At 34.1% G+C, this 14315-nt stretch carries 11 protein-coding genes; 7 read left to right on the forward strand and 4 right to left on the reverse strand.

Going from position 1 to position 14315, the window contains the following annotated elements:
* Positions 1-2 precede the first annotated feature (2 nt).
* Positions 3-797: an undecaprenyl-diphosphate phosphatase gene (locus tag O5O44_RS02940; RefSeq protein WP_289195665.1), complete on the reverse strand. Its 795-nt coding sequence runs from the start codon at positions 795-797 to the stop codon at positions 3-5.
* Positions 798-1008: 211 nt separating this feature from the next.
* Here O5O44_RS02940 and O5O44_RS02945 point away from each other — a divergent pair, with 211 nt between their 5' ends.
* A complete protein-coding gene (locus O5O44_RS02945; protein WP_289195666.1) occupies positions 1009-1980 on the forward strand; it encodes a type I phosphomannose isomerase catalytic subunit in 972 nt (323 codons plus the stop codon).
* Between the two features lie 17 nt (positions 1981-1997).
* Here O5O44_RS02945 and O5O44_RS02950 read toward each other — a convergent pair whose 3' ends face one another.
* The 3 genes from O5O44_RS02950 to O5O44_RS02960 form a co-directional block, all read right to left on the reverse strand.
* The gene (locus O5O44_RS02950; RefSeq protein WP_019386040.1) at positions 1998-2258 is read right to left on the reverse strand and encodes a DUF3098 domain-containing protein; all 261 of its coding nucleotides are present in this window, start codon (positions 2256-2258) and stop codon (positions 1998-2000) included.
* An 87-nt stretch (positions 2259-2345) separates the two neighbouring features.
* A complete protein-coding gene (locus tag O5O44_RS02955; protein WP_019386041.1) occupies positions 2346-3224 on the reverse strand; it encodes a cell division protein FtsX in 879 nt (292 codons plus the stop codon).
* A gap of 82 nt (positions 3225-3306) precedes the next feature.
* The gene (locus O5O44_RS02960) at positions 3307-4236 is read right to left on the reverse strand and encodes a DMT family transporter (protein ID WP_019386042.1); all 930 of its coding nucleotides are present in this window, start codon (positions 4234-4236) and stop codon (positions 3307-3309) included.
* Between the two features lie 160 nt (positions 4237-4396).
* Here O5O44_RS02960 and leuS point away from each other — a divergent pair, with 160 nt between their 5' ends.
* The 6 genes from leuS to O5O44_RS02990 all read left to right on the forward strand — a co-directional run bounded on the left by leuS (position 4397) and on the right by O5O44_RS02990 (position 14311).
* Positions 4397-7219 (forward strand): leucine--tRNA ligase, encoded by a 2823-nt coding sequence (leuS, locus tag O5O44_RS02965; RefSeq protein WP_289195667.1) that lies wholly within the window; start codon positions 4397-4399, stop codon positions 7217-7219.
* Positions 7220-7355: 136 nt separating this feature from the next.
* The gene (locus O5O44_RS02970; RefSeq protein ID WP_289195668.1) at positions 7356-7616 is read left to right on the forward strand and encodes a SemiSWEET family sugar transporter; all 261 of its coding nucleotides are present in this window, start codon (positions 7356-7358) and stop codon (positions 7614-7616) included.
* Between the two features lie 166 nt (positions 7617-7782).
* Positions 7783-8877 (forward strand): alanine dehydrogenase, encoded by a 1095-nt coding sequence (gene ald, locus O5O44_RS02975; RefSeq protein WP_019386045.1) that lies wholly within the window; start codon positions 7783-7785, stop codon positions 8875-8877.
* Positions 8878-9029: 152 nt separating this feature from the next.
* Positions 9030-9725: a zinc metallopeptidase gene (locus O5O44_RS02980; protein WP_289195669.1), complete on the forward strand. Its 696-nt coding sequence runs from the start codon at positions 9030-9032 to the stop codon at positions 9723-9725.
* A gap of 212 nt (positions 9726-9937) precedes the next feature.
* Positions 9938-11590, forward strand: a complete 1653-nt coding sequence (locus O5O44_RS02985) for a transcriptional regulator (RefSeq protein ID WP_289195670.1) — start codon at positions 9938-9940, stop codon at positions 11588-11590.
* A 102-nt stretch (positions 11591-11692) separates the two neighbouring features.
* Positions 11693-14311 carry a T9SS type A sorting domain-containing protein gene (locus tag O5O44_RS02990; RefSeq protein ID WP_289195671.1) on the forward strand — a complete coding sequence of 873 codons (2619 nt, stop codon included), beginning with the start codon at positions 11693-11695 and terminating at the stop codon, positions 14309-14311.
* Positions 14312-14315 lie beyond the last annotated feature (4 nt).

Genomic DNA, 14315 nt, shown 5'->3' on the forward strand with positions numbered 1-14315 from the left:
CTTTAGTAAAGCATTGAAATTACAATAGCAACAATACCAACTAGGGCACAGTAAATTGCAAAGTATGAGAGTTTGCTTTGTTTTACTAAAGCAATCATCCACGTACATGCAAACAATCCTGCAACAAAGGCAGCGACAAATCCTATAGATAAGGTCGTAAAGTTTCCAGAATCATAAGTTAAATCGCCACTTAAAACATCTTTAGCAATTTTCCCAAAAATTAATGGTACTACCATTAAAAATGAAAATCGGGCTGCTTTGGTTTTATCATTACCTAAAAGCACCGAAGTTGAAATGGTAGCTCCAGAACGTGAAATTCCAGGGAGCATAGCTATAGCTTGCGATATACCAATTACAAAAGCATTCGAAAATGACACCTTTTTATTGGTATCTTTTGCTTTATCCGCCAAATAAAGAAGAATCGCTGTAACAATAAGCATACAACCAACTAATAAGATATTACCACTAAAAAGCGCTTCTAATTGCTCTTCAAAAAATAAACCAACGATAACTGCCGGTATCATAGAAATTGCAATTTTAGAAATGAATTGTAAGTCGTCATTCCATCTAAATTTCAGAGCACCTTTTATCAGGTCTAAAATATCTTTTCTAAAAACTACCATGGTACTCAATGCAGTTGCAAAGTGCAGAACCACTGTAAATAATAAACTTTCTTCTGGCACCGAATTATCACCTAGAATGGCTTTTCCTAATTCCAAATGACCACTTGAAGAAACAGGTAAAAATTCAGTAAGCCCTTGAACAATACCTAAAATAATTGCATCTATAATTTCCATGGCGCAAAAATATTAAAATTGAGATAGCAAATGGCTTTTAACTCAATTAATTTAAGCCTTAAAGGTTGAATGTCTTGTTTTTAATTAATCTTTTATTCTAGAGTTTTGGTGGAATTATATTTTAGATAAAGTGTTTAGAGTACAAACAAGACGGCAAAGGAATTTGTATAAGAGTAACTTTAAGTTATTTTTGTTTAGTATTTAATAGCTTATGAAATTATATCCACTTAAATTCTCACCTATATTTTGTTATCGCATTTGGGGTGGCGACAAATTAAAAACCGTTTTAAATAAAAACTATCAAGAGGAATCCATTGGAGAGTCTTGGGAAATTTCAGATGTAGAAGAATTTAATACAGTTGTGGCCGAAGGTGAATTAAAAGGTGAAACGATTAATAATTTAATTACAAAATTTACTTCTGACTTTTTAGGAAAAAGTGTTTACCAGAATTTTGGTGAAGAATTTCCCTTACTCATTAAGTTTATTGATGCTAAAACCCCGCTGTCTATTCAAGTGCATCCAAGTAACGAACTCGCTAAAGTGCGTCACAATTCGTTTGGTAAAAATGAAATGTGGTATATCATGGAGGCCGATGAAAATGCCGAACTTATTGTTGGATTTAACCAAAAAGTGAATAAAGACACCTATTTGGAAAAATTGGGAAACGGGACCGTATTAGAAATCTTAAATGCCGAAAAAGTTAAAAAAGGTGATACTTATTACATCCCAACAGGTAGAGTTCACGCTATTGGCGCAGGGGTTTTATTAGCTGAAATCCAACAAACTTCAAACATTACATATCGTATTTACGATTACGACAGGGTAGATGCCAAAACCGGTGAAAAACGCGAATTACATAACGATTTGGCTATTGATGCCATTGATTTTGAGCATCACAAAAACTACAAAACGAACTACAGTGCTAAAGAAAATGAATCGAATACTTTGGTGCATTCGCCTTATTTTAAAACAAACATTCTTAAGTTAACTGAAGAGATTACAAAAGATTATTCTAATCTAGATTCATTTGTAATTTATATGTGTGTTGAAGGAGATGCGGTTTTAGAATCTAATGGTGCTAAATACCAACTAAATCTCGGAGAAACCATGTTAATTCCGGCTTGTATAAATGATATTCATATCAAAACCAAAGGTGCTACTTTGCTAGAAGTTTATTTGTAGAACACTTTTGATAAGGACTAAGATTTCTCCTTATCTGGATTTAATAGAATCGCATAAATCTGTATACCAAACCCTATAAGCACCAATGTTGGAGCTAATCTAATACGTCTCCAGCTAAAGATTTCAGGATTAAAAACGTTAGGGTCGTCACTACCACCGCCAGACATTAAAATAAAACCAAGTGCAATACAAGCTAAACCAATAAACATAAATTTATAGTTTTTCTTTCCGAATACAAATATTGGTTTTGCTGCTTCTTTACGTTTCTTTTCTCCCATGGCTAAATTCTGTCGAATTTTTATGCAAATTAAATGATTTATTTGAAAACCTCATGTTAATAGTATTGTAATTTAAGTTTTCAATAACTAATAGTAGAGCTCATCAGTTTTTAAATTTAAAAAACGTTGTGTTGCAAAATGGGTGCTTATCCAAGTAATAATGATACCTAGAGCAAATATTAAAACGAATAAAAGTGCCATTAGTATAGGGTTGCTTAACAATTCCAGTTCTGCAAAGGTTTTATTTAAATAGTACAAAACAAGCGCCATACCAATTAAGGCTAAAAAGGCCCCAATCATTCCTAAACGCACACTTTTCCAAACAAAGGGTCTGCGAATAAATTGTTTGGTGGCACCTACCATTTGCATGGTTTTTATGGTAAATCGTTTGGAATAAACAGCTAATCTTATCGAACTGTTAATGAGTAAAACGGCTATTAAGGTAAATATTCCGCTAATGATGAGTACCCAAAAACTAATTTTTTTAACGTTGTCGTTCATTAAATTAACGAGGTCGTTATCGTAAGTAACCTCGTCCACAAAGTTTTTATTTAAGGCTTCAGTAGAAATCTTTTCAAGATGTTCAGAAGTTACAAAATCGGCTTTTAAATGCACATCGATGGAGTTTTGTAACGGATTGTAACCCACAAAATCCATAAAATCTTCACCATTTTCAGCTTTCATAAATTCGGCAGCCTGCTCTTTAGAAACGTATTCTGTAGATTTTACATAATCTGCCATAGCCAAACTTTTTTCAAGTTGTTTGGTTTCTACTTCTTTGGCATTATCTTTTAAATAAATGGTAACCACTACTTGTTCTTTAAAATGATCGGATACTTTTTTTGCATTTAAAATAAGCATACCAAGCAATCCTAATAAAAACAAAACTAAAGCAATACTTAACACAACCGAGAAATACGAAGAAATAAGTCTGCGTTTTTGGTGCTTTTCGAAGGATGAACTCATAAAGATATTGGATTAACGATGTAAAAATAATAAAGTATAAGCATTCATAATTTATATAAACTAAAATATATCAACATTGTTGTTATTTAGGAGCGTTTAAGTATTGTTTTTTTTGAGGTTTACTAATTACATATACACCTAATGCTACCAGAATACAACATAGAATTTTTATGATATTGATGTCTTTTGAATATTGCCCTTGAGTATAAACAAAGGCCATAATACTTACCAAAATAAAACTTACAACTGGTTGAAGGTAAACATAGCTACTAGTAACAGATGGTGCCAAATGTTTCAGAGCGAAAATGTTAAATAAGTATGCTAAAAAGGTTGTGAATAAAACAACGTAGCCAATAGTTAAATAGGTATTCGTAGTAAAAGATTCAAAATTGGTATTTAAAAAATCTGAAATCCCAAAAGGAAAAACATAAATAAAACCAAATAAAAACACCCAACTAGCTACAGTAATTGCATGGTATTTTTTCATTAAAGTTCTTACTAATACAAGATATAAACCATAACTACAGGCATTCAATAAAACAAACAAGTTGCCTAAAAATGAACTTGTTCCAACAGATTTATTTCCATATACGATTAACACTATGGCTCCTATACCTGCCATTATTATACCGACAACCTTATTTTTAGTAATTCTTTCTTTTAAAATAATAAAACTAAAAATGAGTACTAGAACTGGTGTGGCCGTTTGAATTATGGAGGCATCAATTGGCGAAGTTAAATTAATGCCATGAAAAAAAAGTAATTGGTTGGCAGCACCTCCAAATAAACCACAAAGTGCAAGCATTAAAATATCTTTCCTTTCAACTTTTTCATTAATAAATAGAAATTTAATACTCCAAAAAAGTATCATACAGCAAGACAGCCGAATAAAAACAAAAGCGCTAGGATTTATTTTATCAGGCATGATGCCCTTCGCGATAATGTAATTGGCGCCATATATAACATTGGCAGCTAGTAATGCTAAATGCGCTTTAGTTGTATCTTTTATCAAATTAAATTGCCTTAAAAGTGGCGAAATTACGAATTGCTTTTTAAAGCGAAACCTAATAAATCATTACCGAGGTTCCAAATTCATTAAATAGTTAAGAAACGCTTTATGTTTTCTGTAGAAAGCGTAAATTTGCGCTTTAAAAAAGTAGAAATATAGGAACATGAGGTACGATTTCAATAAAATCGAGAAAAAATGGCAAGACTATTGGGCCAAAAACGAAACTTTTAAAGCTGAGAACAATAGCGATAAACCAAAATTTTACGTTTTGGATATGTTTCCTTACCCTAGTGGTGCAGGACTTCATGTTGGGCATCCGTTAGGTTATATTGCTTCAGATATTTATGCGCGTTATAAGCGTCATCAAGGTTTTAATGTCTTGCATCCTCAAGGATATGATAGTTTTGGTTTGCCTGCGGAACAGTATGCTATTCAAACTGGACAGCATCCTGCAATTACAACTGCCGAAAATATAAAAACCTACCGCCGTCAATTAGATCAAATCGGATTTTCTTTTGATTGGTCTCGAGAAGTTCGAACGTCAGACCCGAGTTATTACAAATGGACCCAGTGGATTTTTATTCAACTGTTTAATTCTTGGTACAATAACGATTCAGATAAAGCTGAAGCCATTACAGAATTAGAAAAAATATTTACTTCTGAAGGAAATTTAAATGTAAATGCTGTTTGCGATGATGCTATCGAGCCATTTACAGCCGAAGATTGGATTCGTTTTGATTCCAAAAAGCAACAGGAAATATTATTACAGTACAGATTGACGTATTTAGCAGAAACCGAAGTGAATTGGTGTCCTGCATTAGGAACGGTATTAGCGAATGATGAAATTGTAAACGGTGTTTCTGAACGTGGCGGACATCCAGTAATTAGAAAAAAAATGACCCAATGGAGTATGCGTATTTCTGCTTACGCGGAACGTTTGCTTCAAGGTTTAGATACTATAGATTGGACGGATTCTTTAAAGGAAAGTCAGCGTAACTGGATTGGAAAATCTGTTGGTGCTGCAGTAACTTTTAATGTTGTTGGTCATAATAAAGTTATAGACGTTTTTACTACACGTCCTGATACTATTTTTGGAGTGTCGTTTATGACCTTGGCACCAGAACATGAATTGGTGGCGCAAATAACAACGCCAGAACAAAAAGCTGAGGTTGATGCTTATGTTTTAGCCACTGCCAAACGTAGCGAACGCGATAGAATGGCCGATGTAAAAACCATTTCGGGAGCTTTTACAGGCGCTTATGCAGAACATCCGTTCACCAAACAACCAATACCAGTTTGGATTGGCGATTACGTGTTGGCAGGTTACGGCACAGGCGCTGTAATGAGTGTGCCTTGTGGCGACCAACGTGATTATGATTTTGCAAAGCATTTTAATATTCCAATTCCGAATATTTTTGAAGGCGTTGACATTTCAGAAGAAGCATTTGCTGATAAAGAGAAAACCATTATTGCGAATAGCGATTTCCTTAACGGAATGAATTATAAAAAAGCAACAAAACGTGCTATTTACGAATTGGAGCAAATGGGGCAAGGTGAAGGAAAAACCAACTACCGCTTGCGAGATGCGGTTTTTAGTCGTCAACGATATTGGGGAGAACCATTCCCAGTATATTATATTGATGGCATGCCACAAATGATAGCTACCGAACATTTACCTATTGAGCTGCCAGAAGTTGAAAAATATTTACCAACCGAAACAGGTGAGCCACCACTAGGTAATGCCACGAAATGGGCTTGGTGTACCGAAACTAATACGGTAGTTGATAATTATAAAATTGATGGTAAAGCCATATTTCCATTAGAGTTGAATACCATGCCAGGGTGGGCAGGTAGTTCGCAATATTTTAATCGTTATATGGACCCACAAAACGATAAAGAAATTTTCTCGAAAGATGCTATTAATTATTGGCAGCAAGTAGATTTATACATTGGCGGAAGCGAGCATGCAACAGGGCATTTATTATACTCGCGTTTTTGGCAAAAGTTTATGTTCGATTTAGGCTTAGTGCCTCATGATGAATATGCTAAAAAGTTGATTAACCAAGGAATGATTCTGGGTACGAGTGCTTTTATTTATAGAGAAGAAGGAACACAAACTTATTTGTCGTTAGGATTGATTGAGGGTAAAAAGGTACAGCCTATTCACGTAAAGGTTAAGTATGTAAATGCTTCAGATGAATTGGATATAGAAGGTTTAAAGGCTGATGCTGAATTTGGAGAAGATTACGCTGATGCTAAATTTGTGCTAGAAAATGGAGTTTATAAAGTAGGTAGAGATGTTGAAAAAATGTCAAAATCGAAGTACAATGTGGTTAATCCTGACGACATTGTATCAGATTACGGCGCCGATAGTTTACGCTTATATGAAATGTTTTTAGGCCCGCTAGAGCAATACAAACCTTGGAATACTGCAGGTATAACTGGTGTGCACAGTTTCCTTAAAAAACTTTGGAAATTGTATGCTGATGATAACGGAATTAAAGTAAACGATGCTGAACCTACCAAAGACAATTTAAAAACGTTACATAAAACCATAAAGAAAGTACAGGAAGATATCGAGAATTTCTCTTTTAATACTTCGGTTTCTACTTTCATGATTGCAGCAAACGAATTGACTGCTCAAAAATGTACATCGAAAACTATACTTGAGCCTTTGTTGGTTTTAATATCACCTTATGCACCGCATATTGCTGAGGAACTATGGAGTCAGTTAGGGAATAATGGTTCGATAGCAACAGTGCCTTTCCCAGAATTTGATGCTAGCCATTTAGTAGAGAGCAGCAAGAATTACCCGATTTCATTTAACGGCAAAATGCGATTTACTTTAGAACTACCGTTAGATATGAGTAAAGAAGATATTGAAAAAACAGTGTTGGCACACGAAAAAACCCAAGAGCAGTTGGCAGGACGAACACCTAAAAAGGTCATTGTGGTTCCTGGAAAAATTGTAAACATTGTTGGGTAACGTTTTTTTTGTGTTAGGGATAGTATTGGATAGCCTACAGGGAGGAACGACCGCGGACTTGTAACGAATAGCCCGACCCTTGTGGTAACCTGCCGTTAGGCAGGCGCCCAAATAATAACTAATCAATAATTAATACATGAATTCTACCGAAATTATTGGTTTTACGGCAGCCATTTTAACTACCGCAGCGTTTCTTCCTCAAGTATATAAAACGTGGAAAACTAGAGATGTGTCGAGCTTGTCTTTACCCATGTTGCTAATGTTTTTTGTCGGTATTGTAGCGTGGTTAATTTATGGGTTTTTAAAGGATAGCCCATCGATGATTTTAGCCAATAGTATTACGGTAGTTTCTGCGTTTCTTTTAATTTACTTCAAGATAACATACGGTAAAAAATAGGTTTTTGGCAATTTCTGATTTCCCTACTAACTCCATATGAATTATGGTTTAATTACTCAAATCGATTTTTTGATGAAAAAAATTTAACAAAAAGTCTATTTTGATTATAATATTAAAATTATTGTTTTAATTTTGCTTCGGTTTTTACCCTTAAAACATCGTATTTATGAAAATTGGAGTTCCTATCGAAATTAAAAATAATGAGAACAGAGTGGGTATGACACCCTCTGGTGTATTTGAGTTATCAAAAAGAAATCATTCCGTTTATGTTCAAAAAAACGCTGGTTTTAATAGCGGATTTTTAGATGAAGATTATATTGAGGCTGGTGCCACTATTCTGGATACCATTGAGGAGGTTTATGACACTGCCGAAATGATTGTGAAAGTTAAGGAGCCTATTGAGCCTGAATATAAATTAATCAAGTCAAATCAAGTGGTGTTTACTTATTTTCATTTTGCGTCAAGCGAGGTGTTAACCAATGCAATGATTGAGAGCAAAGCAATTTGTATTGCTTATGAAACAGTTGAAAATAAAGATGGTACATTGCCTTTATTAATACCAATGTCTGAAGTAGCAGGAAGAATGTCTGTTCAGCAAGGTGCCAAATACCTAGAAAAACCAATTAAAGGGCGTGGTATTTTATTGGGAGGTGTTCCAGGTGTGCCACCTGCAAAAGTACTTATTTTAGGTGCTGGTATTGTAGGTTATCAAGCTGCAAAAATGGCATCAGGTTTGGGTGCTTATGTAATCATTATGGATATTAACATGAAGGCACTTCGTTATGTAAGTGATTCTATGCCAAATAATGTGATAAGCGAATTCTCTAGCGAGTACAACATTAGAAAACATATAAAAGATGCCGATTTAATTATTGGTGGTGTATTGATTAAAGGTGCCAAAGCACCTAAATTAATTACTAGAGACATGTTGAAAGATATGCGTCCGGGAACTGTAATGGTTGACGTAGCTGTAGATCAAGGCGGATGTTTTGAAACTACCAAACCAACTACGCACCAAGATCCGACATATATTATTGATGAGGTTGTGCATTATAGTGTGGCAAACATGCCTGGTGCAGTGCCTTACACGTCTACTATGGCATTGACTAACGTAACGTTGCCTTATGTTATTCAATTGGCTAATGATGGATGGGAAAAAGCTTGTAAAAAGAATAAAGCATTATCAAAAGGGTTGAATATTGTAAATGGTAAAATTGTTTACAAAGAAATCGCCGAAGCTTTTGAAATGGAAATGAGCTAATAGTATTAGTTTTAAAGTGTTATTTAAACGCCTAAATGCTTGAAATTAAAGCTTTAGGCGTTTTTCAATATAAAATGGTACTGACAATTATTCAGATTGAAAAATTGGCGTTATTTTTGATATATTATACTAGAATTTAAAATTTAAAAACAATGATTGGATATTATATATTAATTGGAGCAATTGCCTTAGTAAGTTGGGCAGTAAGCAATACTTTAAAACGAAAGTTTGACAAGTATTCTAAAGAACAACTTAGAAACGGAATGAGTGGTGCTGAAATTGCTGAAAAAATGTTGTCAGACCATGGCATTTATGATGTAGAGGTTATTTCAACGCCGGGGCGATTAACAGACCATTACAATCCTAAAAATAAAACAGTAAATTTAAGTGAAGCGGTTTACAATCAACGTAATGCGGCGGCGGCAGCAGTTGCAGCACACGAATGTGGGCATGCTGTACAACACGCTCAGGCTTATAGTTGGTTACAAATGCGTTCTACCTTAGTTCCTGTTGTAAGTGTAACTTCTAGTATGTCTCAATGGTTAATCATTGGAGGTTTAGTCATAGGTGGTGCTGCTGGTTTAGGTTTAGGCTGGTGGGTAGCCGTTATAGGTGTAGTATTTATGGGAGCTGCAACACTTTTTAGCTTTATCACCTTACCTGTTGAGTACGACGCTAGTAACAGAGCATTAGCTTGGTTAAAGAATAAAAATATGGTAACTCCAGATGAATATAAAGGTTCTGAAGATGCTTTAAAATGGGCAGCAAGAACATATCTAGTAGCTGCTATTGGTGCATTAGCTAACCTCATGTATTGGGCGCTTCAGGTATTTGGAGGAAGAGATTAAATAATATAGAAAAATAAGTAAAGCCTCGATAAATTTCGGGGCTTTTTTGTTGTTTTAGGTCAGAAAAGTTAATGCTTAAAAAATATTAAAATCATAAAAGTAAATGTTTTTTAATGTTAAAAATTGTAATATTTTTCAATGTTTTTAAAAATCCCTCGAAAATTATTTATTTTTATTTATATTACTATTTCATATAAATTACTTAAAAAAAATTGCCTTTAATAATTACAAAAGCTAATCGTTATTTCGAAAACACAAACATAAGTTTATCACGTATAAATAAGATCATAAGTTTTTGTTTAGCATTATTATGCTCTATCAATACTTATTCACAAAACGATGAACGCAACTATGTGCGCTTTTTAGATTCAGCCGATACATATGTTATTAGTAACCCTCAAAGAAGTGAAGCTTTTTTAGATTCAATTCCTGTGCCTAACGATTCTTATATACCAGGAAAGGTTGATAGTTACTACGGCATCAAAGCCAGGATTCACTACGAAATGCATGAGTTTACAGAGGCCTACCGTTTGTGGTTATTGGGATTGCGTTACGCTGAAGAAACTCTTGATAAATCTTTTGCAGCTTACGCGGCAACACGAACTTTTTTGTTACTTTCTGAACTCGATGATTATGAAGAAGCCAATAAATATTTTGAAAAAGCTAAATCCCTTTATATTGAGCAAGACGATTTATACGGACTTATGGATACAAAGCAAATTCCTGCTTATCTGAAATTTCAAGATGATAAATGGAAGGATTGTATTACAATGCTGGAAGCGAGTTTAAACGAATACAAGCAACTAGAAAAACAATATTTATACGCCTATGCATTGCACATGCTTGCAACCAGTCATTTAAATTTAGGTAATTATAAACAAGGAAAGGTGTATAGTATACTTTATAGCAATTTGAATGATAAAAATAGGGTAACTAACGAACCGCATTATGAAGCTTACCAAAACTATAGTTTGGCTAATTATTTCTTAAGAAATAAAGTCATTGATTCAACCATCTTTTATCTAAATGAAGTTTATAGGTTAAAACCATATATGGATCATGAATTTAGAAGAGAACTGTATAATTTGGCTTTGGAAACCTATGATATTTCTGGCCAGGACCAACTTAGTTTAGCATATTCCGATTCTTTGGCAAACCTTGAAGAGGAAATTAAAAAAGCAAGTATCAGGTCTGGACTTAAAATGAGTGAGAGTCTAGTAAAAACGGAAGAAGAATTAATAAAGAGTAACGAAAAAAAACGTCTTAATTTTATTGTAGCAGCAATTTCAATTGTGATATCTATTGTTTTGTTAGTGATTCTACATAAAAATAGAAGAAAAATTGAATTTAAGATTGCTGGCTATAAGGATAGATTGAAAGAATTAGGATATTTACAATCGAATCAACAAAAAATAGTCTCCAAATTAGAAGTCCTTGAAGATTATATACAGGAACTAAAGTGGGATATAAAAAAGATTTCCAAAATTAACAATGTTGAAGTTCAGCGCAATCAAATCATGGAGCTGTATCGCAATATCCATTTAAAATCTGTTGATGTTTTGTCGATAGGCGAAAGTCATATGAAGTTAATTAATGAATTTAATGCAGATTTTTTTATTCAAATGAATAAAAGATATCCTAAATTAAATGATTCTGAAATTGCCGTTTGCTATTATTTGTATATGGGTTTCAAGAATAAAGAGATTGCTGCTTTCTTGAAAATATCTGTTAGAGGCGTCGAAGCAAAACGATATAGAATAGGAAAAAAAATGGAACTAGATAAGGGAAATCTTACACTTCAAGAACATCTAACCACGCTTTTCAAAGATGTAGAATTAAGAAAGAATAATTTGAATATTGCTTGAAACCCCTTAATTTCCTTATAAGAGTATAAACCGAGTAGTGTATTATTAAGGACCGTACACTTTTATTTTTAATTTTTGTTTGAAATCTAAAATCACAATTTAATGAAAACAAAAATTACATTTAAAGCAGTTATATTTTTCCTGTTTGCATTTGGACTATGTTTGAAGATGGGAGCGCAAAATAATGCTGTACAAGAGCAGGTTTTAAATTATAAAAAGCTCGCGACAAAAAAAGGAAGCAATTATTTCGACATTGTAAATTCAACTCGTGCCGCCTTTAATCTTAGAAAATCAAAAAAAAAAGGTAAACTAACCTTAAAAGAAATAAAAGAATATAAGCATTTTGAAAGATGGGCTTATTTTTGGAGAGATCGTGTTGATGCTAATGGCGCATTTCCATCTCAAGTAGAAGGTTGGAAAAATGCTGGATTACTTGATGCTAATTATTCTAAAAATAATAATGCTGCAAAACAATTTTCAGGTGAATCATGGACAAACATTGGTCCACAAACCAACCCAGTTCCAAATGATTATCCTAATCCACCGCAATTAGGACGTTTAAATACATTTTGGCGTTATGTAGATGCGGGTAATGCAAATAACAACGTATTAATTGTTGGTGCCCCGACAGGAGGCATCTGGAAATCGACTGATAACGGAGCAACTTGGGCACCAAAATTCGATACGTTTGCTGGTATAGGAATTACAGATATTAAAGGATCTTCTTCAGATATAGGAACTCCAGGGGTACTTTATGCATCAACTGGAGATTATGATGCTACTGATGTTTTAAATTCAATTGGTGTTTATAAATCCACTGACATGGGTGATACATGGGTAGCGACAAATCTATCTTTTGATTTAAGTGGCGCTCAATTATTAGGGCATATGGTTGTTTATGATGACAATACAGTCGTCGTAGCAACTGCTAACGGTATTTCAAAAACTACTAATGGTGGTACTACTTGGATAGAAAAATTTCCTGGGCAAACCGGAAGGAATTTTGGACGTATGGCAAGTTTTGGAACTAATATTGTAGTTTCGGATGGTTTTGAAGGCTTATCTTTTTCAACTGATAGTGGCGAAACATGGGCTGATATTTTTGCGCCTTCTTCGGGAGGAAAATATGCTATAGCAGCCGATGAATCAGGAAATTTCTTTATTCAAAAGGGAGATGGACAAATCATGCAGTTGGATCTTACTGGCGCAGGATCTGCCTCAAATTTAGGTGTAATTCCTTCACCATACGATCCTCAAGGTGGTTATAATCAGGTTTTGTTAAAAAGAGGTGGTATAATTATCGGTGGTTCTGTAAATGGCAATCACTCGTCAGATAATGGAGCTTCATGGTATACCTCTTTAAATGGATATAAATCAACACCTTCAGATCCAGGTATATATATGCATTCAGATCATCACCAAGCAGGATATTTAGATACAGGGTTGTCATTTTGGTTTTGTCATGATGGAGGTCTTTCGTTTATTAATTATACAAGTCCTACAGATCAATTTCCTGCTGAAGTATATAAATCGGAAGGTGTTATTAATACTCAGGTTTATACGATTTCAATAAATCCGTCTTCAGGCACTAATGATGATTTTATCATGGCCAACCAAGATAATGATGCCTATAGTAAAGAATCAGGGCAATGGGTAAGTATGGCTGCTGGAGATGGTGTAGCTTCAGCAATTGATTACACAACTCCCAATATAAGATATGTAGGTGGAACTGAGGGATCATTAACCAGGTCTACTGAGGCATTAGGTTTTACAGGTAATCATATAGGTGAAAACATTCCTAAACCAGGAACAGCACAGTTTGTTTGGCCATTAAGTTTAGACACTAGTAATTCAACGATAGCCTATGGTGGTTTTGATGACTTATATAAATCTACTAACATTAGTACGACAACAAGTACAGATCCGAATGCTATTTGGACAAGCTTAAACGCAGGTGCAGGAAGTCCAATAAAATTTGATAATCAAGGGATGAATATTGCAGTAGTAGGTACAGCGGGCTTAAGACGTACTTCTGACGGTGGTGCAACGTGGTCTGATATATCACAACCTGCAGGAGTTGAAATAAATTCTTTTTCAATTGATGCTGCTAGTGCCAGTGGGAATACCATTTATGCAACAGCGAAAGGTTATGTATCAGGCAGTAAAGTATTTAAATCGACAGATGGTGGAGCTAATTGGACTAATATTTCTGGAACCTTGCCTAATATTTTAATGAAAAAGGTTTTGTTAAAACAAAATCAGACTGACGAATATTTATTTGTAGCAACAGAATTAGGTGTTTACTATAAATCACCTACAGTTACTAATTGGACAAAACTTGGTAATAACCTTCCTAATGTCATTGTTAACGACATGAAAATCAACTACATGAATAACAAAATGTACATTGGCACTTATGGAAGAGGTATGTGGGAGATCAATATTGATAATTCTACTTTAGGTACAAAAGAAACAAAATTTACTGTTGAGCCTAAAATCTTTCCAAATCCAGTAGTGAATGATTTTGTTAACGTGAAGTTAAGTTCTCAAACAAGCAAAGTTGATTATGTGATTTATAACATTGTTGGCGGTGCTATTGCAAAAGGGAGCTTGACTAAACAAGGCAATAGAATTAATCTTAATAATCCAGCAAAAGGGGTATATATTATCAAATTGAACGAAGGCAATAAAGTGTCTACACAAAAATTTATAGTGAGGTAATTTT

Source organism: Algibacter luteus (assembly GCF_030344935.1).
Taxonomy (GTDB): Bacteria; Bacteroidota; Bacteroidia; order Flavobacteriales; family Flavobacteriaceae; genus Arenitalea; species Arenitalea lutea.